The sequence below is a fragment of the Streptomyces niveiscabiei genome (genome assembly GCF_033794345.1).
Taxonomy (GTDB): Bacteria; Actinomycetota; Actinomycetes; order Streptomycetales; family Streptomycetaceae; genus Streptomyces; species Streptomyces niveiscabiei.
The window spans coordinates 175,195-200,079 of sequence record NZ_JARAYJ010000011.1 but is presented as its reverse complement, the minus strand read 5'-3'; the positions used below and the strand labels follow the sequence as shown (position 1 = coordinate 200,079).

Below are 24,885 nucleotides of genomic sequence, written 5' to 3'. Positions count from 1 at the left end.
GTCACAGCACTCCCATGAGGGGGCCGCCGGGCAGCGGCACGCCGAGCAGGTGGTCGAAGAGGATGTAGGTGACGAAGGAGAGGCTGGCTGCGATCAGCGGGTCGCGGTCGAAGCGGCGGCTGCCGAGGACGAACGCGGCGCCCCAGAAGAGCAGCGCGCCGGCGACGGGGAAACCGGCGGGTTCGATGAGGACGGCGGCGGCGAGGAACACCCCGGCCAGCCCCAGCACGGCACGCCAGTCGGCGGGTTCGCCGAGGTCGATGTCCTCGCCGGACTCCGCTTCGCCCCGGCCGCCGCGCAGGACGTCGACGGCGAGGAGGACGGCGATCAGCAGGAGCCCGGTGCCGACAACGACGGGTACGGTGCGGGGGCCGACGGGGCCGCGCTGGCCGATGTCGATGTCCATCGTGAGGGCATCGGTCAGGACGAGGACGCCGAGCGTCAGCAGGAGGGCGCAGACGCCGAGTTCGGAGCGTTCACGCCACCAGGCACGGTTGGTCACAGCCCCAGCTCCTTCAGTACGGACACGACGCGCGCGTCCTGCTCGCCGAGGAACGTCCCGAAGGCGTCGCCGCTGAGGAACGCGTCGTCCCAGCCGTTGCGTTTCAGGGACTCCTGCCACTCGCTCGACCCGTGCAACTCCTCGAAGAAATTGACGAGTTTCTCGCGCTGGGCGTCCGAGATGCCCGGAGGCGCCACGATGCCACGCCAGTTGGTGAACTCGACGTCGTACCCGGCCTCTTGGAGCGTCGGCGCGTCGAGCCCGGCGACGCGTTTCGTGCCGGTGACGGCGAGCAGGCGCAGTTCGCCGGACTTGATCTGGTCGAGGTACTCGCCGACGCCGGAGACCCCGAAGGCGACCTTGCTGCCGAGGATGGAGGCGAGGAGTTCGCCGCCGCCGTCGAAGGGGATGTAGTTGACGTCCTTCGGGGTGATGCCGGCGGCGCGCGCCATCAGCATGGGGGCGAGGTGGTCGGGTCCGCCGGGTGCGGAGCCGCCGCCGACGGGGAGTCTGCCGGGGTTCTTCCGCCAGGCGTCGACGAGGTCGCGGATCGTCCGGTACGGCGAGTCCGCCGCGACCACGACGACGTCCTGTTCCTCGGTGAGGCGCGCGATGGGCGTCGTGTCGGCGAGGGTCTTGGGCGCGTCGTTGGAGCGGGCGGCGCCGACCACGCCGAGGCCCATCGACATCGCGAGCCGTCCGTTGCCGTGTTCGCCGACCAGGCGGGCGAGGCCGACGGTGCCGCCGGCGCCGGGGAGGTTGAACACCTCGATGTTGTGGGTGAGTCCGGCGTCCTCGGCGTTGCGGGCGGCCGTGCGGGCGGTGATGTCGTAGCCGCCGCCGGGCGAGTTGGGGACCATGAAGCGCAGGCCGGGTATCCGGGTGCCGGTCTCGGCGCCGTCGCCGGTGGCCAGCAGCGGGGGTCCGAGCAGCAGCAGGATCGCGGCCGCGAGCAGGGCGAGCGGGGTGCGCAGGCGCACGGGTGCCACCACCTGTCGTCATACGGGAGTTCGGGTGCGGGGTTCCCCTAGGGTGCCCTCGCGGGGGAGGCCCGTCGCGCTTGCGCAAGCAATGGACGTTCTGGTCTTTGTGGTCGGAACGCCGGTCAGCCCAGACCCAGTCGGGTCACCAGCCGCGCCACGAACGCGTCCTGCTGCGCCAGGAACTGGCCGAACGCGTCCCCCGGCAAGAACGCGTCGGTCCACCCCCGCCGCTCCAACTCGGCGCTCCACTGCGGGGTTTCGTGCACCGCGCTCAGCGCCTGGACCCACTGCCGCCGGTCCCCGGCGCTGATCCCGGGCGGCGCGACGATCCCCCGCCAGTTGGTGAACTCCAGGTCGATCCCGGCGGACTTCAGCGTCGGCACCCCGGGAAGCGCGGCGACCGGCGAGGCCCCGGTCACCGCGAGGACCCGCAGCTGTCCGACCTCGATCTGGTACAGGAACTCCCCGAACCCGCTCGTCCCGAAGGCCACTTTCCCGTCGAGCAGCGCGGGCAGCAGCTCGCCGCCGCCCCCGTCGTAGGACACGTACCGCACGTCCCGGGGCGCGATCCCGACCGTCTTGGCGAGCCGCATCGGCAGCAGGTGATCCGGCCCGCCGGGAGACGACCCCCCGCCCACGGTCACCTTCGCGGGGTCGGCGCGCCACGCGTCGACGAGTTCGCCGACCGTCCGGTAGGGCGAGTTCCCGGGGACGACGACGGCGCTGGCCTCCTCGATGAGGCGGGCGAGCGGTGTCGTGTCGGCGACGGTCGCCTCGGGCCGTGCGAGGTGGGAGGCGCCGACGACGCCGAGGCCCATCTGGAGGGCGAGGCGCCCGTTGCCGCGTTCGTTGACGGTGCGGCGCAGGCCGACGGTGCCGCCCGCGCCGGGCAGGTTGAAGACCTGCACGTCGGCGGCGATGCCGGCCTTGTCCATGACGCGGGCCATGACGCGGGCGGTGGTGTCGTAGCCGCCGCCGGGTGTGTTGGGGACCATGATGCGCAGCCCGTCGCGGGTGCCGTCGCCGCACGCGCCGGTCAGCAGGAGCGCGGGCAGGGCCAGGCGCAGGCGATTCCTCATGACACCTCTCTTCCGCAACCCGCCGGGCGGGCGCCATGATTGTGCGCCACGGCAGCCGGTGAGATCGAGTGGACGGTGGGTACCACGTTTCGTCGCCAGACCCTCGCGGGCGAGATGCTGGTGCTCCAGATGGCGATCGTGGTGGTCGTCCTGGTGGCGGTCGCCGCGATCTCGCTGACCCAGTCGGAGGCGACGTTCCACCGGGTGGAGGGCCGCCGGGTCGGTGCGCTCGCCGAGCAGCTCGGCGCGAACCCCCTGGTCCGCAGCCGTCTTTCGCGCCCCGCGCCTCAGGAGGCGCTCGCTCCGCTGGTCCATTCGACGCAGGCGCAGTCGGGGGTGACGTCGGTGACGGTGGCCGACGCGGGCGGCAGGATCGTCGCCGCGACGGACCCGACGCTGGTCGGCAGGCCGCTGCCGAAGGCGCGGCCGGGCCGGGGCTGGTCCGGTTCGCTGGCCCTGGACGGCAGCCGTGAGCTGGTCGCGCAGGTCCCGGTGCTCGCGGAGACGCAGCGCGACGTCGGCGAGCATCTGGGGACGGTGATGGTGGGCGTGGCGTCCCCGACGGCGTGGCAGCGCCTGAGCGGCGCGTCCTCGTACCTGCTGGCCTACCTCGGGGTCGCCGGGGTCCTCGGTCTCGCCGGTTCCTGGCTGCTCGCGCGGCGGGTGAAGCGCCAGACGCTGGGCCTGGAGCCCCGGGAGATTGCCGGGCTGGCCGAGCACCGGGAGGCCATGCTGTACGGCATCGCCGAGGGCGTCGTCGCGCTGGACCCGCAGGGCCGGCTGACCCTCGTCAACGAGGTCGGCCGGCGCCTCCTCGACCTCCCCGAGGACTGCGTGGGCCAGAGCCTCGCCGAACTGGGTGTGGAGGGGCGCCTGCGGGACGTCCTCGCGGAGGGAGCCGACCGGCGGGACGAGGTCGTCGTACGGCGTGGCCGGGTGCTGGTGCTGAACCGGATGGCCGTGTCGAAGGACGGGCGGCTGCTGGGGTCGGTGACAACGCTCAGGGACCGTACGGAACTTGCCCGACTGGAGCGGGAGATCGGGGCGTTCCGCAGTACGTCGGAGCTGTTGCGGGCGCAGGCCCACGAGTTCGCGAACCAGTTGCACACGATCTCCGGGCTGATCCAGATCGGGGAGCAGGAGGAAGTCGTCCACTACATCCGGGCGTTGAACCAGCGCCGCCAGTCGCTGGACGTGACGCTCAGCCGTCGGGTGCGGGACACGGCCGTCGCGGCGCTGCTGACGGCGAAGGCGTCGCTGGCGGCCGAACGGCGGGTCACGCTGCGGGTGTCGGAGCGGACCTCGCTGGAGCGGCTGGCGCCCGAGGACTCCGCCGACGTCGCCACCGTCGTGGGGAACCTCGTCGACAACGCGGTCGACGCTGCGGCCTCGGGGGGCGACGATCCGTGGGTGGAGGTCGAGGTGCGGCAGGACGCGACCGGGGTGGAGATCGTGGTGCGCGACTCGGGGCCCGGGGTGGCGCCGGAGCTGGCGCGGGAGGTGTTCACGCACGGGTTCACCACGAAGGCCGCCGAGGGCGGTGAGCGTGGGATCGGGCTGGCGCTGACGCGGCTCGTGTGCGAGCGGCACGGCGGGGAGATCCAGGTCGACGGGTCGGTGTTCACGGCCCGGATGACGGTCAGAGCGGCGCAGGGAGCGGGCCGGTGATAGACGTCCTCGTGGTCGACGACGACTTCATGGTGGCGAAGGTGCACCGCACGTTCGTCGAACGGGTCGAGCCGTTCCGGGTGGTCGGCACGGTCGGTACCGGCGAGGAGGCGGTGCGCGCCGTCGAGGCGCTGTGCCCCGACCTGGTCCTGCTCGACCTGTACCTGCCGGACGTCTTCGGCCTCGACGTCGTCTCCCGGCTCCGCGCGGCCGGGCACGACTGCGACGTGATGGTCATCAGCGCGGCCCGCGAGGCGGACACGGTGCGCGGGGCGGTGCGGCAGGGGGTGGTCGACTATCTGCTGAAACCGTTCGAGTACGAGGACCTGCGCCCGCGTCTGGAGCGGTACGCGGCGCGGCGGTCCCGCCTCCTGACGACCGTCGTGCGCGGTCAGGCCGACGTCGACCGGGTGCTCGCCGGGTCCTCGGCGCCGGGCGGCACACTGCCCAAGGGGATGAGCGTGGAGACCGCCGAACTGGTCGAACGCGCGCTGCGGGACGCCGACGGAGTGCTGTCGGCGACCGAGTGCGCGGCGCTGACGGGGATCTCGCGGGTGAGCGCGCGGCGGTATCTGGAGTACTTCCACACGGTGGGCCGTGCGGACGTGTCGCTGCGGTACGGGGTGACGGGGCGGCCGGAGCGGCGGTACGGGTGGCGGGTGTGAGCGCTGCTTCCACAGCGGCCGGTCAGGGGTGGCGGGCCCGGTGGGCGCGCCGGCGGCAGGCGCCTCGTGCCCCGGACCGGGACCTCGCTCACCTGAGGTGGTCATGTGGGGTTGGCGCACGCCTGGAGCACGGCTGTTCCGGGTCTGTCGATGCGTGTACTGGGGGTGCGTCCGCTGTCCGACGGGTACCGGACGTGGACGGTCTCGCCAGTGCCGTCCGGTCTTCGGTGGGCTCAGGGGGCGTGCCGGTGCCGTCCGGGAAGATCTCCGTGCGGTGGCGGCACGGCGCCGGGTTCTCCCTCACCGTCCGGGCGCCGCAGGGGACTTGGGGCGGGGTGGCGGTGCCACTGCTGGGCCGGGACCGCACGGTCACTGTGAACGGGCGCGTCGCCTGGCCCTCGGGGGGCGGGGATGCGCGGCGGGTGGGTGACACGGTCGTGTTCACGGGGGTCCGGGGCGTCACCGCCTTCGCCTGGAGGCGAGGTTCAGGTCTCGTCGGCCAGTCCGGCGTCGTGGGCGAGGACGGCGGCCTGGACGCGGTTCGCGCAGTCGGTGCGGGTGAGGATGCGGCTGATGTGGGCCTTGACCGTGCCCGCGCTGAGGTAGAGCGCGTCGGCGATCTCGGCGTTGGAGAGTCCGGCGGCGAGGAGGCGCAGGACGTCGAGTTCGGCGGGGGTGAGGCCGGCCAGGCGGGCCTGGGCCGCCTCGGTGTCGCGGCCCGACCGGACGTGCCGGTCGAGGAGGCTGCGGGTGATGCGGGGCGCGAGGACCGGCTCACCGCGCGCCGCGAGCTGCACGGCGCGGATCAGGTCGGCGGGCCCGGTGTCCTTGAGGAGGAATCCGCTCGCGCCGGCCCGCAGTGCGCGGGTGACACTGGCCTCCTCGCCGAACGCGGTCAGCATCACGACGCATGTGCGCGGCGACAGCCGGGTGATGTCCTCGGCGGCTGCGATGCCGTCCCGGCCCGGCATCTGGATGTCGAGGAGGGCGACGTCGATCTCCTGCACCCGGCATGCCTCGGCGGCCTCCCGCCCGTCCCCCGCCTCGGCGACCACCTTGATGTCGTCGGCGTTCTCCAGGATCAGCCGGATCCCGGCCCGCATCAGCGCTTCGTCGTCGGCGACCAGGACTCGGATCATCGGCTCAGTCTATGAGATGCCGTCCGGTCCTCGGGGTGGCGGCCGGTCCATGGCGTACCGCTGGTGCCGCTCGGCTCGTGCGACCGCTTTCCCCCGCTCACCTGACGAACTCCGCGACCGCCAGGATCAGCAGGAACGCCACCGTCGGCAGCACGATCGTCACCGCGAGGCATCCCGATCCGAGCACGCGGGGCCAGGTCAGGATCTCGTCCGCCGCCGGGGTCCAGGCCGCTCGGCCGCCGGGGTCGGAAGGCGTCCCCGTCCCGTCCCCCGGCAACCGGGCCGCGATGCGGAAGCCGCCGTCGGCCAGGGGTCCCGCCTCGAACCCCCCGCCGAGCAGCGAGACCCGTTCCTCGCAGCCGACCAGGCCGCTGTTGTTCCCGCCCTGCGAGCGGACCCCGGTGCTCGGTGCCGCGTTCGTCACCGACACCTCGACCGCGCCGGCCGCGTCCCTGACGACCACTCTGGTCGGCGCCCCGGCCGCGTGTTTCAGCGCGTTGGTCAGGCCCTCCCGGACCACCCGGTGGATGGCCTGCCGGGTCCGGAATTGCGTCTCCGCCGAGTCCTTCACGGACCAGTCCAGTTCGACGCTGCTCCCCGCCCGCCGTGACTCCTCCACCAGCGCGGCGATGTCCTCGCGGGTGCCGCGTTCCTCTCCCGCGAGGTCCGTGTGGCGCAGGACGCCGAGGATCTCGCGGAGTTCCTGCATGGCCGTACCGGCGGTGGTGCGCAGGAGTTCGGCCTGGCCGGACAGTGCGGGTGCCTGGCGGGCCGCGGCGAGTTCGAGGGCTCCGGCGTGGACGGAGATGAGGCTGAGGCGGTGGCCGAGGAGGTCGTGCATCTCGCCGGCTATCCGGTTGCGCTCCTGCATGCGGGCCGCCTCGTCGGTGAGGACGCGGGCCTGTTCCAGGTAGGCGTTGCGTTCCTTGAGGAGCCTCACCAGGGGGCGGCGTCTGCCGAGCAGCGTGCCCGCGAGAGCGGGGAGCACGAGGAGGACCACCGCCGAGGCCGCGCCGCCGCCGAGGTTCAGCAGCAGGTCGCCGGACCAGATCAGCGACTTGGTGACGGTGAGCGCCAGGACGAGAGCGCAGGAGATCCCGACGGTCCGCCACGGCCGTACGACCCGGCGCGCGGCGGCCAGCACGACGAGGGGCGCGATCGCCATCGTCCACACGTTCTCGCCGACGACCAGCACCGAGGCGCCCAGGACGGCGGCGGTGGGCCTGATCCGCCGGGCGGGGACGAGCAGGACCGCCACCACCGCTTCGAGGACGGCCGACACCAGATGCACCGGGGGTGCGAGCAGCAAGGGAAGCAGGGAGAAGAGGGCGGCGAGCGTGCACAGGAACAGTTCGCGGCGGACCGTGCGCCGGTCGGCGCCGCGTACGGCCGTCCTGATCGCCTCGGCCTCGGCGCGCAGCCTCGGCAACCGTGACATCCGTGCGTCCGCGAGCAGGTGACGCATGTTCTCCCCTCCGTCGCCGTTCTCCCAGGGGGAACGGTAGCTGTCGGGTGTCACGCGCCCAGCAGGGGAGTCAGGTCGGCGCGCAGGGCGGCGACGTCCAGGTCCAGGAGTCCTGCGACGGTCTCGTCGTCGAGGAGGGCGGCCAGCATGTGGACCGTGCCGGTCGTGCGGGCGCCGTGTTCGGCGGCGGTCAGGCGGGCGACGTCGGTGACGCGCTGGGCTGCGGGGGTCATCTCCACGGCGGCGTCCTCGGGGGCGGCCGGCTCCTCGTCCTCGCCCGTGAGGGCGGAGGCGGTCAGGGTGTCCTGCCGTACGCCGTGCCGGCGCAGCAGGTCCGCGCCGGAGTTGACGGGCTTGAGGTCGTCGGGGAGTGCGAGGCCGGTGACGTGCAGGGCGCGGTCCAGGGCGAGGATGCCCAGCAGTTGGTCCGCCGGTCCCGCGACGCCTCGGCCGTGCCGGGCCGCCTGCCGCTGGGCCTCGGCGTTGACCGCGCCCATCACCGGTGAGCCGTTCACACCGCTGCCCGAGACCAGGGAACCCAGCACGCGCGTCACGGGGTTCCGCCGCCTGCCGAACGCCCCGCCCATCCGGAGCACGTGGATGCCGGCCGGCTCCGGGGCCTCGTCCTGCGTGAGGGCGGCGAGCCTCTCCAGCGCGGCGGCCGTGTCGACGCGCTCCAGCGTCATCGCCTCCCGCGCACGGGTGCCGGGCACCTCCAGCAGGGACCGGGCCACATCGCGCTGGCGTACCGCGAGTGCCCCTTCCGTGCGGGCCGACTCCAGGGCGCGCAGCAGGCAGGCACGCAACGCCCCGGTCATGCCGGGCAGTTCGGCGGGTTCGCGCTTCGCGAGGCGGTAGCGCCAGCACACCTCGCGCCAGACGGCGTCCACCTCGCGCTCCTCGACGTCCTCGGCGTCGTCCTCGCTCACCCACCTCCCGCTTCCGGCGAGCGCCCGGATGTGCCCGCCGAGCGAACCGGCCTTCCGCATCCCCGGGACGATCGCCTCTCCGGCGTCCGTCTCCCCCACCAGGGCCTCCAGCACCGTGTCCGTCCCGACCGCCGCCGGCTCGATCCGCACCGCCACCTTCAGCGCCCGCCCCAGCACCTCCACGACGTCCGTACCGAACTCCGTCGCCATGCCGTCGACCCGCCGCACCATCTTGCGTCTCCCGTCCCTCGCGTCCTCATCCACCTCGAACGCTACGGACCCCACCCCGGCCCCCGCATCGGCCGAACGTCCAGGCCCCCGAGCCGATCGGCCCGAACGGGCTAGTCCTTCCAGCCGAGCCGACCGACGCGGCGGGGGCGACGCCAGGGGGCGCGCGTCACTTCGGCTGCTCGCCTTGCCTACGGGAACGCAGCGCCCACAGGTCCCGGCCGCCGTCGACGAGCAGCCCCCCACCCACCATCGGCGCCAGGATCGAGTACGGCTCTTCCGTGATCGCCCCGGACAGGCTGAGGAGCACGACGGCCAGGCCGGAGACGGCCTGTACTCCGGCCACAATCAGCTTCCTCACCCCCGCACCAGCCTCGCCGTCACCGTCTTCGGCCGCTGGTACTCGTGCAGCGCCAGCACGCTCAGGTCCGTCCCGTGCCCCGACGCTCCGCGTCCGCCGTGCGGCAGTTCGGCCGTCTGGGCGAGGTGGCAGTTGAGCCAGGTCTCGCCCGCGTTCAGCAGACCGGCCAGTTCCAGGCCCGATGTCAGGTCCCGGGTCCACACGCTCGCGGCGAGGGCTTGGGGGACCCCGTTCGCGAGGGCGACCGCCGTGTCCAGGTCGGGCGCCTGCTGGACCGTCAGCAGGGGGCCGAACACTTCCTCCACGATCGCGGGGTCGTCGTCGGGGAGGTCGGCGAGGATTCGGACGGGGCGCCAGTAGCCGTTCTCCTCGCCCGCTCCCGGGGCGAGTTCACCCGTGAGGGAGCGCCCGGCCGCCGAGGACTTCACGATGCCGTCGTAACGGGCGGCCTGGTCAGCGTTGTTGAGGGGACCGAAGTCGCGGCCGGCGACGCATTGCCGGGCCGCTTCGGCGAGTTCGGCGACCGTCCGGTCGTAGTTCTCGGGGAGGGTGATGACCCGCGCGGGGGCGGCGCAGCTCTGGCCGGCGTTGTAGGCGCAGGCGGCGACGAGGCGGGTCCAGGTGTCGGAGGGGGCGTCGGGGAGGATCAACGCGGGTGCGTTGCCGCCGAGTTCGAGGCTGACGCGGCGTGCGCCGGCCTGGGCGGCGACGTCGGCGCCGGCGCGGGCGCTGCCGGTGAACGCGACCATGTCGACGTCGGCGGCGACGAGCAGCCGCCCCGTCTCGCGGTCTCCGGGAACCGCCGTCAGGACTCCCGGTCCCAGCGCTTCGGCGGCGTGCCGGGCGAGCAGTTCCAGTGTGTCCGGCGTGGTCTCGGCGGGCTTGGCGACGACGGTGTTCCCGGCGGCGAGGGCGGGTGCGCAGCGCCAAGCGGCCATCATGAGCGGGTAGTTCCAGGGGACGACGACGGCGACGACGCCGAGCGGCTCCCACCGCACCCAGCTCTCATGCCCGTCGATCAACTGCCCGGCGGCAGGCGCGGCTTGGGCGCGCACAGCGGAGGCGTAGAACCGGAACAGATCGGCGGCCTGCGCCACTTCACCGGCGGTCTCGCTCGACGGTTTCCCGGTCCCGGCGTTCTCGCGGGCGACGTACCGCGCCGCGTTCTCCTCCACGAGCGCGGCGAGCGCCTCCAGCCGGCGCGAGCGTTCCTTCGGGGTGAGGCCGCGCCAACCGGCCTGTGCCGTGCGGGCGTTGGCGACGGCTTCGCCGACCTCGGTCGCGCGCCCGATGGGCGAGGTGCCTCGGGCGCGGCCGGTGCGGGGGTCTGTCAGGGTGGTGTTCACGGTGCGCTGTTCTCCGATCGTCCGTTTCCCGGGTGGCGGGCGTTCACAGGTCGTATGCGCGAAGCCACAGCTCCAGCGTGAGGACGAGCCACAACTTGCCGCCCTGCCGGGGCAGTAGGGTGCCTTCGCCGCGCAGCCAGGTCCGTAGGGTGTCGGCGCGGAACAGTCCCCGCTGCCGGGCCGCGTGTCCGAGCAGCAGGTCGCCGCCGAGGTCGCGCAGGGGTCCGCTCAGCCACTGCTGCACGGGTACCCGCATGCCGCTCTTCGGCCGGTCCACGACCGTCTCGGGCAGCAGGTCCCGCACCGCCTCCTTGAGGACCCATTTCTCGGCCGTGCCCCGGAGTTTGAGGGTGGGCGGGACGGCGAAGGCGTGGTCGACGACGCGCCGGTCGAAGAGGGGGGCGCGGCCCTGGAGCCCTTGGGAGGCGGTGAGGCGTTCGACCTTGGTGAGGATGTGGTGGGCGCCCTTGGTGCGCAGGTTGCAGTGCAGGAGCTGGTTGAGGAGATGGGGCATGCGGTCGGGGCCGGTGAGGTAGGGCTCGACGAAGCGTTGCGGGGGCGGGGCGTCGTCGAGGGCGGCCAGCGTGTCGGCGGTGAGCAGGTCGGGGAGGTCGGTCCAGCACTTGCGGTAGGAGCGCAGGTAGGCGGTGGCGCGGTCCTCCGGCCAGGGCGTGCGCGCGTGCATCTCCTGGACCAGCATGGGGAGGTTCTTCGGCCCGCCGAAGACGGGGTCGCCGCCTTCCCCGTTGAGGACGACCGTGTGCCCGTCCCCGGCGACCGCCTCGGCGAGCAGCAGGTTCGGGACGGTGAGCGGGTCGCCGACCGGGCTGTCGAGGAGGGCGGCGGTCTCGGCGAGGCGGGCCGCCACGGCCCTGCCGGAGACCGTCAGCACCCGGTGCCGGGTGTGGCAGTGGGCGGCGACGAGGCCCGAGTAGCCGAGTTCGTTGGGGAGTTCGCCGCCGAAGCTGATCGAGTACGTGTGCACGGGGTGGCTGTGCAGCTTCGCGGCGAGCGCGGTGACGAGGGAGCTGTCGACGCCGCCCGACAGCAGGACGGCGACGGCCTCGGCCTCGGGCAGCCGCCGCGCGGTGGCCTCCTCCAGGAGCCTGCGCAGGGTGAGGACGGGGTCGCCGTCGCCGGCGATACGTTCCGCCGGCTCCCAGTACACCGTCTCCGTCGTCGCCCCGTCGGCCGCGAGCCGCAGCACCCGTCCGGGCAGCACCTCCCGTACGCCCTCCAGGAGCGTCTCGTCGCCCGGCAGGTAGGCGAAGGTGAGGAAGGAGCGTACGGCGGAGAGGTTCACGCGGGTGGAGAGCGCGGGCCAGCGGCGCAGGGCGCGCAGGGAGGTCGCGGCGGCCCAGGTCCCCGCCGCGCGGGCGTAGAAGAGGGTGCGGGCGCCGACGTGGTCGCGGATCAGGACGACGTCGTCGCCGTCGAGGACCGCCAGCGCGAACATGCCCTCGGCGAGCGCGACGCCCCGGGCGCCGAGGCGGGTCCAGCAGCGCAGGAGGAGTTCGCCGTCGCTGATGCCGGGCGGGACGGGGACGTCCAGGGCGGCCCGGAGTTCGGCGCGGTTGTGGAGGGTGACCTCTCCGACGGCGCGCCGGCCGTCGGCCTCGAACGGGCCGTCCGCGTGGCCCGGTTCGCCGGGTACGAGGCCGAGGCCCGGGGCGAGCGGGGTCACGCCCATCGCGGTGAGGTGCGCGGCGCCGGGTGCCGCGCAGACGCAGAAGCGCGCCATCAGGTGGATGTCCTTACGTCGTAGGTGGGTTGGTTCCGTTCACCCGAAGTCGTCGTCGCTCCAGCTCCCGTCGTCGTCCCCCCAGTCCCCGCCGTCCCACCCGGCGTCCCCGCCCCCGCCGTCCCCGCCGCCGGACGACGAACTCTGCGCCTGCTGCCGCAACTCCTCTTCCTCCTCCGGCGTCAGCGACACGGGCGGCAGGTGCGCGGCCGTCACGGCGAGCCCCGCGATGCCGATCCCGGCGAGCACCGCGCCCATCCGGCCGCCGAACGACGTGCGGTTGACGGTGAGCCGCTCGCCGCGTCCCCACAGGGTGCGGCCGTAGCCGATGTCCCGCCCGTAGATGACCGTCCCGTCGGCGCGGACCCGCTTGACGATCCTGTCGCCGAGGAGTTCGTCGGTGCCGCTGCCGCCCCGCTCGTCGCGCCACCGCACGACACCGTCCGGCGCGCGGCGACGCCACTCCTGGCCGCCGTCCTCGTAGGCGCGGTGGACGGTCCCGTCGGCCAGCAGTTCGTCCCGGTAGCCGGTCTCGCGTGGGCGGATCATGCGTGTGGGTCCTCGGTTCGGAGTCGGGTCAGGCATCGGGCCAGGTCATGAACCCGGCGGTCCGCAGGCCGCGCAGCTCGCTCCAGACGGAGGCGCGGGCGGGGCGGGGGCCACGGGTCAGGCGCAGCACCGCGCGTACGAGGCGGGCGGGCTGGACGGCGGCGACCTCCGCGAAGCGGCCCGCTGCCAGCCAGTCGACCTCCGCCGCTGTCAGGCCGGGCGGGAGCGGGCCTGTCGGGGGTACGCGGCCGGGCCTGCGGCCGGAGATCAGGTGCAGGGTCTGGGCGTGACGGGGGACGAGGCCGAGAGAGGCCACCCGCACGCCGGGGACCGGGCCGAGAAGGTCGCGGACCTTCGCGGGGAGGGTGATGCCGGTGGGGCTCGCGTCGTGCAGGACGTGCACGGTCGCCTCGCCCGCTCGGGCCAGGGCTCCCGCGAGGCGGGGGTCAAGGGGGAGGTCGTCGGGTGCGGCGAGGATCGGGCAGGCGGCTTCCAGGTGTACGTGGTTGGCCAGCAGCATGCCGGCGATCTCGCGGTTCTCGCAGATCAGGAGGCGGGGGACGCCGTAGTCGTACAGGTCGGGTTCCCGTGCGGGGGCGCCGGTCGCCGGGGCGGGTTCGGCTGCGGGGAGGAGGCCGGGGAGGTCCAGGGCGTGCAGGGCCTCGGTGAAGTGGGGCAGGCGCAGGGGTGGGGGCGGGCTGTGGGGGACGCGGCGGGGTGGGGCCAGGCGCGGGCGCAGTACCCGGCAGGTCTCGTAGTACAGCTGGCGTTCCGTGAAGCGCAGGTTCCCGGGGGCGGCGGCCCGGCGCGCGGCCACGGTGATCGCGCGGCTCAGCAGTGGCCTCGGCATGTCAGTTCCCGTCCTTTTCGGCGGCGGGGCGGCTCATCCGGGCCCTCCGGGTCCGGTTCGTGGAGTCTCGGGCCAGGTCAGGAAGCCGACGGCGGCGGCCTCCCGCCGCGCCTCGACCTGTTCGCGCGCCCGCACCACGGCGGCCAGCAGCTTCGCCGGCGGCACCCCCACGAGCGGGAACCCCCACCCCCGCGCCAGCCACTTGACCTGCCGGGCGGTCAACTCCCCGGTGGCGGCGAGGGACTTGACGGTGTCGGCGTCCGGCCGCTCCCCCCGGACGGGTACGGCCTTGCGCACCCCGTACACGGCGTCCACCGGCACTCCGACGTCGACGACGATCCGCCCGGGATAGGCGCTGCGGGCCCAGTGGGCGTACAGCACCCCGGCGGCGTCGGCGTCGTGGAGAACCAGGACGGGCACCCGGCCGGGCAGGGCGGACGGTTCGGTGACGACGTCCAGGCCCGCCGCATGCAGGAAGACGGCGATGGACCGGTCGGGGCACAGGACGACGGTCCTGCTCGCCGCCCCTTCGCGCGGCGGCGGGGCGCGGGTGTCATCGAGGATGCCGGGCGGCAGGGAGCCGTGGGCGACCCGCCAAGCAGCGAGCGAGACGGTACGGAACGACGCCCGTTCGAGCCGGGGTCTGCCCCGCCCGACCCCCATGACGTGGGCGACGCCGAACCCGGCCGCCACGAGGAGCGCGAGCAGGCCGACGACCTGGGCGGCGCCCGCACCGGCGCCGACGCCGACGATGCCGACGCCGCCTCCGAGGACGGCCAAGGGGATCGCGCATCCTGTCTCGACCCGGGGCCGGCGCAGGGAGCGGCGGGCGAGGGCGTACCACAACTGGCCGACGGTGCAGGGGAGTTGCCCGCCGCTCGTGAGGGCCGCCGCGATCCTGAGGACCCGGAGGTCGTTGAGTTCGAGGGGGTCGGTCTTGGGGTCGAAGGCGTACCGGCGCCCGCATTTGCCGCACCGGTTGCCGGGGCGTTCCTTGCGCAGGAGGGACTCGCGGCAGTGCGGGCAGATCATGTGCGGCCCTCCAGTCGCTGTGCGATGCGCCGCAGGCGTGCGGCGAGGCGTTCGCGGACGGTGGTGACGCCGGTGCCGTGGACGTCCTGGTGGCGTTCGATGTCCCGCAGGGCGGCGGCGAGCCGGCGGAACTCCGGGGCGCGACGCCGTTCGGCCTCGTCGGCGGTGATCGCGTAGTCCTCGTGGTCGATGCCGTAGCCGGTGTTCGCGGCGAGGATGGTGAGCGGGTCGGTGTTCCGGTTGGCGAAGGAGTGCGGCATCATCTCGGGGATGCGGATCAACTCGCCTGGGGCGAGGGGGACTTCGGTGACGCGGTGGCGTTCGGCGTCGTACAGGCCGCAGGAGGCGTAGCCGAGGCTGAGGACGTGGTGCTCGCCGCCGTGGGCGTGCGGGGTGAAGGCGCTGCGCGGGCCGACGACGCCGAGTTTGACGGTGGCGTTGGAGGGGCGTTCGGGCGAGGTCTTGGCGTCGCCGACGAGGTAGTGGGCGAACTGGCCGTCGTCGATGAACCTCAACAGGTCCTTGTCGGGGCCGAGTTCGCGGGCGCCGTCGCGGTCGGCGAGGACGACGGTGCCGTCCGCGCCGATCCGGTACAGCCGTACACCGGACGGCAGCCGCCCCGCATCCGCGAAACCTTCACGCATACCGCCGGACAAGCGCGCCTCCCCCGTGTGCCGCTCATGTAGGCGCATGGTAGGCAGCTGGTCCGGAACGCGACGAGGTTCGGGAGGGACCAACTTCCGACGCAGGGAAGAATGCTGGGTGAATGCCGAGGGCCTCCCCCGTTCAACGCCGAGGACCTCAGAACCCCTCCCCCACGGCGTACCAGGCCCCCGCCTGCCATTCCCGCCCTTCCCAGGCCGCGCGCCGGTCCGCGTCGGGGTCGTTCTCCAGTCGGCGCCCTTCGGCGGTGAACAGCATCGTGGCCCGCCCGGGCACCGTGTACGGCGTCCACCCCGCCGTCCCGGTCGTCACGAACTCCCCCCAGGCCGCGTGCAGTTCGCCCGCCGCGCCGGCTCCGCCCGCCCAGATCCCGGGGGCGTCGGAGCCGTGGAACGCGGGGAGTCCGCCGTACTCGGCGAGAGGGCCGTCGTAGCGGGAGCGCCAGACGGGGGCGTGGGCGCTCTGCGCGTCGGCGAGGCGGGTGGTGGGGACGACGTACCGCTCGTCGGTCATGACGGCGATCCGGTCGCCCCCGGGATGGGCTGTGAGGATCTCGTCGCGTCCGGCGGGGCCGAAGGCGTCCGTCAGGACCCGGTCGGCGTGGGCGGCGGAGCCGGGTGCGCCGAGTTCGAAGAGGAGGCATTCGCTCAGGCAGTGCTGGGCGAGGAGGGGGATGCCCGCTGCGGCGCCGTCGGCGATGGCGGCGGTGGGCCGGCGCGGAACGGCGAGCCCGTCGACGGCGGGGCGCCACACCCAGGTGGCCTCCAGTCCCTCGGCGATGGCGTTCTGCGCGTCGAGGACGGCCGCGGCGGGCGCCTGCCGGGGGTCGCCGGCGCCGAGTTCCTTGAGGAAGCGGGCGGCGAGGGCGCGGCTCTGCGCGGGGGTCGCCACGTGGTCGCCGCCGCTGCTGGTCGCGGCGCCGTGGATGAGGCCCCGGGTGAGCGGCGAGGCGATGAGGTTGGAGATGGACTTGGCCCCGGCGGACACGCCGTACACCGTCACCCGCCCGGGGTCGCCGCCGAACGCGGCGATGTTGGCGTGGATCCAGCGCAGGGCGGCGATCTGGTCGTGGGTGCCGTGGGCGCCGGTGTGCTCCTCGTCCGGCAGGGAGAGGAACCCGAGCGCGCCGAGCCGGTAGTTGAAGCTCACGACGACGGCGCCGAAGTCCCGGGCGAACGCGGCGCCGTCGCCCGCGATGTCGTGCCCGTTGCCGACGTGGTAGCCGCCGCCGTGCAGCCAGACGAGGACGGGCGCGCGCTCGGCGGCGGCGGGGGCGGTGACGTTGAGGTACAGGCAGTCCTCGGCGGGCGGCGGGACCTCCGGAGGGCCCGCGAGGGCGGGCATCAGGGGCGGCGGCTGGATCGCGGGGCTGCCGGGGAGCGAGCCGTCGCGTACGCCGGTCCAGGGCTCGGCGGGCCGGGGCGGGCGCCAGCGCAGCTCCCCGGTCGGCGGGGCGGCATAGGGGATGCCGCGCCAGGACAGGACGCCGTCGCCGGACTCGACGCCCCGGACCTTCCCGCCGCCGGTTTCGATGATCTTCGTCATGGGAGTCCTCGCCGTCCCTCGGACGGTCGTCAGTCCGACGCCGTCGGCAGCGCCTGGGGCCAGGCGACGTCCGTCTCCACCGGCACCGTGTAGTCGACGCCGGGCACGGCGAACCCGTACAGGCGCTGCACCTCCGCGTGGAACCAGTCGAGGTCGGCGAGAGCGGCGATGGTGTCGGTGGTCGCCGCCGCCCAGCGTTCGGCGACGGCGGCCTGTACGGCGTCGGTGAGTTCCCAGGCGTCGAGGCGCACCCGGCCCTCGTCGTCGAGGTCGAGCGGGGCGACGCCGGTCAACTGGTCCCAGAGGGAGGCGAGTTGGCCGATGGGCGAGACCATGCCGTCGGCGAGGACGCCGCGCAGCAGGCCGGTGTAGAGGGCGATGCCGGGGATGGCCGTCGAGGACTGGGTGACAGCGGCGCCGTTCACGGAGGTGACCGCCTTGCCGCCGACCGTCTTGGCGAGCCGCTCGTCCAGCGTGCGGGCGGTGGCCTCCAGGTGGGCCTTGGCCGCGCCGATCGTGCCCTGCCGGTAGATGGCCTCCGTGAGCGGCGAGCCGATGTACGACAGGGCGGCGGTGGAGAAGCCCTCGGCGAGCAGGTCGCGCGCGCCGAGGTGGTCGATCCAGCGCTCCCAGTCCGCGCCGCCCATCACGGCGATCGTCTGTTCGACGTCGTCGCCCTCGGCGGGCGCGGTCTCGACCTCGCGGACCTCGGGGACGCCCTGGTCGTCGAAGACGAGGGTCTTCGTACGGCTCGCCCGCCCGATGGGCTTGAGGACGGACGCGTACGTGGTCCCCGTGTCGGGGTCCGTGCGGCGGGGCGCGGCGACGGAGTAGATCAGGTGGTCGAGCGTGCCGCCGAAGCGGGTCTCGATCAGGTCGGCGACCTGGTCCTTCATGTCGTCGGAGAACGCGTCGCCGTTCAGGAAGACCAGGTCGCGTCCGGCGGTGCGCGCGAGGCGGGCGGTGGCGGCGGTGCGGTACCAGCCGGCGGTGGCGGTACGGCGTGGCGTGGGGGCCTTCTCGAAGCAGACGGCGATGCCCCTGATGCCGGCGCGCTTGAGTCCTGCGAGGGTCGCCGCGAGGCCGTATCCGGCGGAGGAGCCGATGACCAGGGCGACCGGGCCGGTTGCCTCCGGGGCGGTGGCGGGGTCGGGGCATGCCTGCCACATGTCGGCGACGAGGCGCTCACAGCCCGCCGGGTGGGAGTCGAGGAAGAGGAAGCCCCGGTTGCGGGGGATGAGTACGCGCTCGCTCACGGATGCGGTCCTTGGGTCGACGGGTAGGTGGTTCGTCACGCCCTGTCAGTCTGCTGCGGGGCGCACGTGCGCGGATCTCGTGCCGGGCACAAGGATCTTGAGCAGGTGTTGGAGTTTCTCCACTACGCCGGGCGGGCCGGGGGGCGCATGCGGAGGCTGGGGGCGGTGCGTCCGGGTCGGTGTCGGATCTGCTCGGAGAGGCCGCCGGGCAGAGCGCGTTGGCGGGTGGCGGGCTGCGGGCTGCGGGCTGCGGAGTTCTATGTGCTCGTCGCGCCTCGGACGAATCTGCGAAGGTGCGCCCGCACGGTGTCGGGCTGTTCCAGCCAGGGTTCGTGCCCGGCGTCCTCGATCCGCGTGAGCGGGAGGTCGAGGCGGGACGCGAGTGACGCGAGGGCCGCCAGCGGGCGGGGATCGTCGAGGCCGCCGAGGAGCTCCGTTCGCGCGGGCAGGTGTGCGCGCAGGTCGGTGATGTGGTCGTCCAGCGGGTCCGCGCGTCCGGCCTCGCCGAGTTCCCTGTTCATGGCCCAGTTGACGGGGCGCCGCCGGCGGGCACCCTGCGCGGCCCAGTGCCACCCGCGTTCGGGGTCGGCGTGGTCGGTGAACCAGGCAAGGGTGAGCAGTTCGACCTCCTGCTCCTCGGTGCGGTGCGCCATCGCCTCCAGTTCGCGCAGCCGCTCCCGCTGCGCCGTGGACATGCGGCGTTCGCGTTCCGCCCGGTCCCCGCTGCGCCAGTCTCCGACGAACGGTCCGCACATCAGCAGCAGCGCGGCGACCCGGTCGGCGTGCGCCAGACAGAACCGGCTCGCCAGGTCGGTGCCGTAGGAGTGCCCGATCAGTACGGCCCGGGGCGCCTCCCACGCGTCGAGCAGTCCGGCGAGGTCGTCGACATGCCGGGCGAGGGAATGGCGGCCCTCCCAGGGGGACCGGCCGGTGCCACGCTGGTCGTACCGGTACACGGGGGCGAGGTCGGCGATCATGGGGGCGACGTCGCCGAGGTAGTCCGGCAGGCCCGGGCCGCCGTGGAGCATGACCACGGGCGGCTGCCGGGTCGTGTCGCCCAGCGCCGTCCACCGCACCTGCGCCCCGTCGCTCATCGACGCGACGCCCTGGGTCTCGGTCAAGGTCACGGCGGAGAACCTACCGCGCCGACGGGGCACGGGGAGCGGGCCGCCGCCCTTCACGGCGTACCCCGGTACCCCTTCAACCCGTCCGCGAGTTCCCCTTCGTCCCCGTCGCGCCACGCGTGAAGCGCCTGCTGGAGGGCGAACGTCCCCCGGATCACCGCGATGCGCCGTACGACGTCCGGGCCGCCCCACCCTCCGAGCGCGAGCACCCGCCCCAGCAGTTCCTCCCCGTGGCTCGCGCCGATCGCCGCCAGGTCCTCCGCCGGGTCCCCGAGGCACGCCTCGTCCCAGTCCACGACACCGCTGAGGCGGGGTGCGCGGTCGACCGTCTCCCACAGGACGTTCTCGCGGCCGAGGTCGCCGTGGACGAGGGCGGAGGTGATCCGGGGCAGGGTCTCCAGCGCGGCGAGTTCCCTCGCGGCGCGCTCGCGTCCGGCGGCGGACATCAGCGGCAGCAGGTCCTGCCGTACGCCGGTCACGAACCCGTCCCACTCCCCCACCGGCACCACGCCGCGCGCCCGCCGCCCGGCTCGCGCGAGCGCGTTCAGCAGGTTCACGTACTGCCGGGCCACCTCGTCTCCGCCGCCGCCTTCGAGCGGTGCTCCGGGGATGCGGCTCAGCACCAGGTGGCCGTCGCCCTCGGCCAGCGGGATCGGCGTACGGATGCCGAGGCCGAGCCCGGCGATCGTGCGCAGGACGGCCGCCCGCGCGGGGAGCCGGCGGGCGGCGGCGTCCGTGCGGGCGTGGCAGACGACCTGGTCGGGGCCGATGACGACTCGGTGGAACTGGCCTTCGTGGACGGGGAATCGGTCTGCGCCGGAGAGGTTCATGTGCTCTGTCTATGACGTATCCCACCCCACCCGCAAATAGGTATCCGTGATGCGTATTTGCTACGGTCGGCTCATGCGGTTGACCAAGTTCACCGACCTGTCCCTGCGTGCCGTCATGCGGCTCGCGGTCGTCGAAGAGGGTGCCTCGCTGACCTCGCGGGAGGTCGCGGAGGCGATGGACGTGCCGTACAGCCACATGGCGAAGGCCATCAGCCGGCTCCAGCATCTCGGTGTGGTGGAGGCCAGGCGGGGGCGCAGCGGGGGGCTGGTGCTGACCGGGTTGGGGCGGCGGGCTTCTGTGGGGTGGCTCGTGCGGGAGTTGGAGGGGGAGGCGGAGGTGGTCGACTGCGAGGGCGATCCGCCGTGTCCGCTGCGTGCGGCGTGCCGGTTGCGCGGGGCGTTGCGGGACGCGCGGGAGGCGTTCTTCGCGGCGCTCGATCCCGTGGTGGTCGCCGATCTCGTGGCCTCGCCGACCGGCCCCGTGCTCGTCGGGCTGGCGGTGCGCCGCCCGGAGTGACACGGCCGTACGTACGGCCGGTCGTTGCCGCTTCCCGTCCGTTAATTGGAATCCATGACGCCAATTCAGGAGGTCCCGGTGCTCTCCCAGCGCTCCGTTCCCGTCGTCCGCCGGACGCTGCCCGTCGTGGGCGCCCACATCGAGAAGATCGCGGGCCGGTTCTACGAGGGCCTCTTCGCGGCCCACCCCGGCCTCCTGCGCGACCTGTTCAACCGGGGCAACCAGGCCAACGGCCAACAGCGCGCCGCCCTCGCGGGCTCGATCGTGGCCTACGCCGGCATGCTCCTCGACGGCACCCGTACGGACGCCATGCTGGCCCGCATCGCGCACAAACACGCGTCCCTCGGCATCGAGCCCTCGCAGTACAAGGTCGTCCACACGCACCTGTTCGCCGCAATAGCCGACGTCCTCGGCGACGCGGTCACGCCCGAGGTCGCCGCCGCCTGGGACGAGGTGTACTGGCTGATGGCCGACACGCTGATCGCCGCCGAGGCGGAACTCCGTGAGGAGAAGGGGGGTTGGCAGGAGCTGACGATCACCGAACGCCACGAGGAGACGCCGGACGCTGTGTCGTTCGTCCTGCGCGACCCTCACGGCACCTTCCTGCCGGGCCAGTTCGTCAGCGTCCAAGTGCACCTCCCGGACGGGGCACGCCAGATACGCCAGTACAGCCTCTCCCGCGGGCCCGCCCACCCCGACTGGCGCATCACCGTCAAGCGTGTCCACGACCCCCTCCGCCCCGACGGCGAGGTCTCCACCTGGCTGCACACGCACGCCCGTCCGGGCGACACGCTCACCGTCTCCGCCCCCTACGGCACGCTCACGCTCCCCGACGGCGACGGCCCGCTCCTCCTCGCCTCCGCCGGGATCGGTACGACGCCGATGCTGTCGATGCTGGACCACCTCTCATCGACGGACTCCGCCCGCCCGGTCACGGTCGTCCACGCGGACCGCTCCCCCGCCACCCACGCCCACCGCGCCGAACTCCTGCGTCTCGTCGAGGAGTTGCCGGACGCGACCCTCCACCTGTTCTACGGCCGCCACGCGACCCTGGACGCCCTCGACGTCCCCCCGGCAGCCACCGCGCTCCTCTGCGGCCCTCTGCCCTTCCTGCGCTCGGTCCGCACCGGCCTGCTGGACAAGGGGGTCGCTCCGGACGCCGTCCACTACGAACTCTTCAGCCCCGACCACTGGTCGGCCCGCTCCTGACCGCCCATCAGCCGCCCGACGTACGCGTCCAGCCGCTCCTCCACGACCCGCGCCGTCAGCTCCGCCCTCCCCGCCTCCCGCCACGCCCGCGCCACCGCCCGCACCTCCTCCGACAACGCCAACGCGTCCCGGACCAGCCAATACAAGCGCCGGCCCAGCCGGCCCCCCGCCTCCTCGTACGCCTCGACGAACCTCCGCCCCCACTCCGGGCCGTGCAGCAACGCCAGGTTGGTCGCACAGCGCGCGACATCGAGGCCCGCCGGTCCCCACGACGCGGTCGCCCAGTCGACGACGCCGGTGATCCTCAGCGGTACGCCGAACAGGACGTTGCCGGGGTGGAAGTCCCGGTGCAGGAACCGTCCTTCGTACGGTGGCGCGGGCTCGCGGATGACGTCGATCGCGGCGGCCCACGTCGCCGTGTCGGCGCCGGGCGGGATCACGACGCTCTCGGCGGTCGTCCGCGTCGTGTACGCCGGCGGTCGCTCGTCGGGTTCCAGTGCGTGGATCCCGACGAGCTGACGGGCCAGCAGGGGCACCCGCTCGGCGACCCCCTCGTCGTCGAGGCACGTCCGGCCCGGCAGGTACGTCATGAGCAGTGCTCCGGCGCCCGCGTCGGCCGCGACCAGCACGGGGGCCGGCACGCCGGTCCCCGCGAGCAGGGCCAGCGTCCCGGCCTCCCTGCGCACCTCGTCCTCATGCCGCACCCCGGTCCGCAGGACCAGCTCACGGGTCCCGCCGCCCCTCGTACGGATGGCCAGCCGCCGCGTCTGCGCGCTGATGCCCCCGTACAACACCTCGACACCGACGATCTCTTCGCCGGGTTCCAGGCACTGCTTCACCCAGGCCAGGCTCGACGAGCGGACACTCACCAGGTCACCAGCACCCTTCCGGTCACTCCTGCTCGAAGGAACACCGCCTCGCCGCCGGATCACGCCGTCGCTCGGGCCGGTCAGTCCGGGCGTGCCGCTTGCCACGTCCAGGAGGTCTGGCGGGGGAGGCCGGCGAGTTCTGCTCGGCCGGTGCACCAGAGGAGGACCCGGGTGGGGTCTCCGGGCGGGGCCGCGGGGAAGAGCCGGGTGAGGACCGCCGCGCTCAGCGGTGCCGGTGGCAGCCAGTCCACGGACAGGCCCTGTGTGATGTCGTGGGTGTGCAGCAGGATCTCGGCGACACCCATCGCGGCGAACCCCCCGGGGTCGCACGGGCCCCAGTGCCAGGCCCGCAGGGCCGGGTCGGCTGTGGCCAGCGCGCTGCCGAGCAGTCCGCCACAGGCGGTGACGGCCTGGAGCACTTCGGCCGGTGAGGCGGTGGGGCGGACGTTCAGGTCGATGGGGAGGTAAGCGTCGGCGGGCTGCGCCGCCACCTGCGCCGCGTAGGCCAGCAGGTCGTGTGCGATGTGGGCCGCTGTCTCCCGGCAGGTCCATTCGAGCGGCCCGGCCGCCACCGTCCAGTCCTCGGCGGTACGGGGGCCGAGCACCTCCAGCATCTCCGCCACGGCGGCGTCGACATCCTTGTGGTCCATGCGGAACTCCTCGTGACGGGGCCGGGGTGGTTGTCGTCGTCCGTGCGTCGTTCAGGCAGGGCTGGAGCATGGATGTGACCATGCCGAAGTCCCGGGCGACGGAGCTTCATGCGCCGCGTTGTGAGTATGCCGTGGCCGCGATCACCGGGAGGAGGGTCAGGGCGAGGGCGCTCGATGTGAGGGCGAGGGTCGGGTAGCTCGTCGATGTGACGATCAGGCCCGAGGAGATGCCGCCGGTGGCGCCCGCGAGGGAGATCGAGACGTCCACCAGGCCCTGGGTCCTGGCGCGGTTGGTGAGGGGGACGGAGTCGGTGAGGAGGGCGGTGCCGGAGACGACGCCGAGGTTCCAGCCCAGGCCGAGGAGGGCGAGGGCCAGGCTCAGGAGGGGGACGGAGTCTTCCGGGGCGGTGGCGGCGACCAGGCCGGCAGTCAGGAGGGTGAGCGCGGCGGACGTTGCCGTGCGGAGCGGTCCGTGGCGGTCGGTGAGGCGGCCGGTCAGCGGGGAGGGGAGGTACATCGCGGCGATGTGGACGGCGATGACCAGCCCGGACGCGCCGGTCCCGTGCCCGTGGTCGTGCATGTGGACCGGCGTCATCGTCATGACGGCGACCATGACGAGTTGGGTGACGACCATGACGAGCGCGCCCAGCGTGACGCCGCCGCCCTCGCGGGGGCTCAGCAGGCCGCTGACCGGCGTCCGCGCGGCCAGCGTCCGCGCCAGGACCAGCGGGTCGGGGCGCAGGCTCACCGTCAGCACCAGCGCGGCCAGCGCGTACGCGCCGCCGGACAGCAGGAAGGGCCCCGCCAGCTCGGGAATCCCCAGCGCCGCCCCCACCTCCCCCATCGGCGCCGTGAGGTTCGGCCCGGCCACACCGCCCAGCGTCGTCGCGACCAGCACCGTCGACACGGCCCGCGCCCGATGCCCCGGCGCCGCGAGGTCGGCTCCGGCGTACCGCGCCTGAAGGTTCGTCGCCGACCCGGCCCCGTACACGAACATCGCGGCGAAGAGCAGCACCGGACTGTCCACGACGGCGGCGACGATCACCCCCACCGCCCCGAGCACCCCCGCGAGATACCCGAGCACGAGCCCGGGGCGGCGCCCACGGCGGTGGGAGACGCGTCCGACGGCTACGGCGGTGAGCGCGGAACCCCCGGTCAGCAGGGCGCTGGGCAGCCCCGAGAGCCGCGTGGACCCCAGCATGTCCTGTGCCAGGAGGGCGCCGACGGTGACCCCGGCGGCCAGCCCCATGCCGCTGAGGACCTGGGAGGCGACCAGCACCCGCAGGACGCGCCGCTGGGCCCGCACGGGATCGGTCGAGGCAGTCGTCGCGGGGACGGTCACATCCATGCTTCCCACCTCATGTCCAGGCCCTCGGTCTCATGACCTCCGCCCCCGATACCTCCGCAGCGCCCCGGCGACCGCACACCGCACACAGTCGTCGACCGGCACCCGATGACACCGCACCGGCCCTCCGGCCAACGCCTCCAGTTCCGCCACCAGCCTCTCCGTACGCCTGGCCTGCTCCGCGAGCACCCGTACCCGCGCGCTCTGCCCGCCGACCTGCCGCCTGCTGGCGATCAACCGCTCGTACTCCGGGACAGTCAGCGCCACCACCTCACGCCCGCCGAGGGTGATCCGGCGCGGCCGGGGTGTGTTGGGCACGTGCTTCCTCCGCTCCTCGCCG

Annotated in this window: 26 protein-coding genes; 5 read left to right on the top strand and 21 right to left on the bottom strand. The window is 73.8% G+C overall.

The window, feature by feature from the left end; translation table 11 throughout:
• Position 1: 1 nt before the first annotated feature.
• The 3 genes from PV682_RS18080 to PV682_RS18070 all read right to left on the bottom strand — a co-directional run bounded on the left by PV682_RS18080 (position 2) and on the right by PV682_RS18070 (position 2,564).
• On the bottom strand, positions 2-502 hold the full coding sequence (locus tag PV682_RS18080) for a tripartite tricarboxylate transporter TctB family protein (protein WP_319730958.1): 501 nt from the start codon (positions 500-502) through the stop codon (positions 2-4).
• Positions 499-1,482, bottom strand: a complete 984-nt coding sequence (locus PV682_RS18075; protein ID WP_319731058.1) for a Bug family tripartite tricarboxylate transporter substrate binding protein — start codon at positions 1,480-1,482, stop codon at positions 499-501. The genes PV682_RS18080 and PV682_RS18075 overlap by 4 nt, the downstream gene beginning before the upstream one ends.
• A 125-nt stretch (positions 1,483-1,607) precedes the next feature.
• Complete coding sequence (locus PV682_RS18070; protein WP_319730956.1) at positions 1,608-2,564, bottom strand: Bug family tripartite tricarboxylate transporter substrate binding protein; 957 nt, start codon at positions 2,562-2,564, stop codon at positions 1,608-1,610.
• A 75-nt stretch (positions 2,565-2,639) separates the two neighbouring features.
• Between PV682_RS18070 and PV682_RS18065 the strand changes: the two genes are divergently transcribed.
• The 3 genes from PV682_RS18065 to PV682_RS44350 all read left to right on the top strand — a co-directional run bounded on the left by PV682_RS18065 (position 2,640) and on the right by PV682_RS44350 (position 5,275).
• A complete protein-coding gene (locus PV682_RS18065; RefSeq protein ID WP_319730954.1) occupies positions 2,640-4,232 on the top strand; it encodes a sensor histidine kinase in 1,593 nt (530 codons plus the stop codon).
• On the top strand, positions 4,229-4,897 hold the full coding sequence (locus PV682_RS18060) for a response regulator (RefSeq protein WP_319730952.1): 669 nt from the start codon (positions 4,229-4,231) through the stop codon (positions 4,895-4,897). Before PV682_RS18065 ends, PV682_RS18060 begins: the two co-directional genes overlap by 4 nt.
• A gap of 150 nt (positions 4,898-5,047) precedes the next feature.
• The gene (locus tag PV682_RS44350) at positions 5,048-5,275 is read left to right on the top strand and encodes an alpha-L-rhamnosidase C-terminal domain-containing protein (protein WP_407705702.1); all 228 of its coding nucleotides are present in this window, start codon (positions 5,048-5,050) and stop codon (positions 5,273-5,275) included.
• A gap of 107 nt (positions 5,276-5,382) precedes the next feature.
• Here the strand turns inward: PV682_RS44350 and PV682_RS18055 are convergent, their stop codons facing one another.
• The 14 genes from PV682_RS18055 to PV682_RS17990 form a co-directional block, all read right to left on the bottom strand.
• A complete protein-coding gene (locus PV682_RS18055) occupies positions 5,383-6,036 on the bottom strand; it encodes a response regulator transcription factor (protein ID WP_319730950.1) in 654 nt (217 codons plus the stop codon).
• Between the two features lie 97 nt (positions 6,037-6,133).
• Complete coding sequence (locus PV682_RS18050) at positions 6,134-7,501, bottom strand: sensor histidine kinase (protein WP_319730948.1); 1,368 nt, start codon at positions 7,499-7,501, stop codon at positions 6,134-6,136.
• 50 nt (positions 7,502-7,551) lie between these two features.
• Positions 7,552-8,661: a hypothetical protein gene (locus PV682_RS18045; RefSeq protein WP_319730946.1), complete on the bottom strand. Its 1,110-nt coding sequence runs from the start codon at positions 8,659-8,661 to the stop codon at positions 7,552-7,554.
• A 166-nt stretch (positions 8,662-8,827) separates the two neighbouring features.
• Positions 8,828-9,004 (bottom strand): hypothetical protein, encoded by a 177-nt coding sequence (locus PV682_RS18040; protein ID WP_319730944.1) that lies wholly within the window; start codon positions 9,002-9,004, stop codon positions 8,828-8,830.
• Positions 9,005-9,015: 11 nt separating this feature from the next.
• Positions 9,016-10,365 (bottom strand): aldehyde dehydrogenase family protein, encoded by a 1,350-nt coding sequence (locus PV682_RS18035; protein ID WP_319730942.1) that lies wholly within the window; start codon positions 10,363-10,365, stop codon positions 9,016-9,018.
• Positions 10,366-10,408: 43 nt separating this feature from the next.
• The gene (locus PV682_RS18030; RefSeq protein ID WP_319730940.1) at positions 10,409-12,106 is read right to left on the bottom strand and encodes an asparagine synthetase B family protein; all 1,698 of its coding nucleotides are present in this window, start codon (positions 12,104-12,106) and stop codon (positions 10,409-10,411) included.
• A gap of 39 nt (positions 12,107-12,145) precedes the next feature.
• Positions 12,146-12,655 (bottom strand): hypothetical protein, encoded by a 510-nt coding sequence (locus tag PV682_RS18025; protein ID WP_319730938.1) that lies wholly within the window; start codon positions 12,653-12,655, stop codon positions 12,146-12,148.
• Positions 12,656-12,683: 28 nt separating this feature from the next.
• Positions 12,684-13,505: a hypothetical protein gene (locus PV682_RS18020; RefSeq protein WP_319730936.1), complete on the bottom strand. Its 822-nt coding sequence runs from the start codon at positions 13,503-13,505 to the stop codon at positions 12,684-12,686.
• Between the two features lie 33 nt (positions 13,506-13,538).
• A complete protein-coding gene (locus tag PV682_RS18015) occupies positions 13,539-14,537 on the bottom strand; it encodes a hypothetical protein (RefSeq protein ID WP_319730934.1) in 999 nt (332 codons plus the stop codon).
• Complete coding sequence (locus tag PV682_RS18010) at positions 14,534-15,193, bottom strand: cupin domain-containing protein (RefSeq protein ID WP_319730932.1); 660 nt, start codon at positions 15,191-15,193, stop codon at positions 14,534-14,536. Before PV682_RS18010 ends, PV682_RS18015 begins: the two co-directional genes overlap by 4 nt.
• 145 nt (positions 15,194-15,338) lie before the next feature.
• Positions 15,339-16,745, bottom strand: a complete 1,407-nt coding sequence (locus tag PV682_RS18005; protein WP_319730930.1) for a carboxylesterase/lipase family protein — start codon at positions 16,743-16,745, stop codon at positions 15,339-15,341.
• Between the two features lie 29 nt (positions 16,746-16,774).
• Positions 16,775-18,001: an enoyl-[acyl-carrier-protein] reductase FabV gene (fabV, locus tag PV682_RS18000; protein WP_319730928.1), complete on the bottom strand. Its 1,227-nt coding sequence runs from the start codon at positions 17,999-18,001 to the stop codon at positions 16,775-16,777.
• A gap of 257 nt (positions 18,002-18,258) precedes the next feature.
• Complete coding sequence (locus tag PV682_RS17995) at positions 18,259-19,128, bottom strand: alpha/beta fold hydrolase (RefSeq protein WP_319730925.1); 870 nt, start codon at positions 19,126-19,128, stop codon at positions 18,259-18,261.
• Positions 19,129-19,178: 50 nt separating this feature from the next.
• Positions 19,179-19,955, bottom strand: a complete 777-nt coding sequence (locus tag PV682_RS17990; RefSeq protein ID WP_407705701.1) for an aminoglycoside phosphotransferase family protein — start codon at positions 19,953-19,955, stop codon at positions 19,179-19,181.
• Between the two features lie 73 nt (positions 19,956-20,028).
• On the opposite strand from PV682_RS17990, the gene PV682_RS17985 reads away from it, so the two are divergent.
• Both PV682_RS17985 and PV682_RS17980 read left to right on the top strand, forming a co-directional pair.
• A complete protein-coding gene (locus PV682_RS17985) occupies positions 20,029-20,472 on the top strand; it encodes an RrF2 family transcriptional regulator (RefSeq protein ID WP_319730923.1) in 444 nt (147 codons plus the stop codon).
• Positions 20,473-20,550: 78 nt separating this feature from the next.
• Positions 20,551-21,681: a globin domain-containing protein gene (locus tag PV682_RS17980; RefSeq protein WP_319731056.1), complete on the top strand. Its 1,131-nt coding sequence runs from the start codon at positions 20,551-20,553 to the stop codon at positions 21,679-21,681.
• On the opposite strand, the gene PV682_RS17975 is transcribed toward PV682_RS17980, so the two are convergent.
• The 4 genes from PV682_RS17975 to PV682_RS17960 form a co-directional block, all read right to left on the bottom strand.
• The gene (locus tag PV682_RS17975; RefSeq protein ID WP_319730921.1) at positions 21,639-22,550 is read right to left on the bottom strand and encodes a phosphotransferase family protein; all 912 of its coding nucleotides are present in this window, start codon (positions 22,548-22,550) and stop codon (positions 21,639-21,641) included. The genes PV682_RS17980 and PV682_RS17975 overlap by 43 nt on opposite strands.
• 80 nt (positions 22,551-22,630) lie before the next feature.
• On the bottom strand, positions 22,631-23,200 hold the full coding sequence (locus PV682_RS17970) for a maleylpyruvate isomerase N-terminal domain-containing protein (RefSeq protein WP_319730919.1): 570 nt from the start codon (positions 23,198-23,200) through the stop codon (positions 22,631-22,633).
• A 106-nt stretch (positions 23,201-23,306) separates the two neighbouring features.
• Positions 23,307-24,548, bottom strand: coding sequence for an MFS transporter (locus PV682_RS17965; RefSeq protein ID WP_319730917.1), 1,242 nt, complete (start codon positions 24,546-24,548; stop codon positions 23,307-23,309).
• A 30-nt stretch (positions 24,549-24,578) separates the two neighbouring features.
• Positions 24,579-24,863 (bottom strand): hypothetical protein, encoded by a 285-nt coding sequence (locus PV682_RS17960; RefSeq protein ID WP_319730915.1) that lies wholly within the window; start codon positions 24,861-24,863, stop codon positions 24,579-24,581.
• Positions 24,864-24,885: the final 22 nt, after the last annotated feature.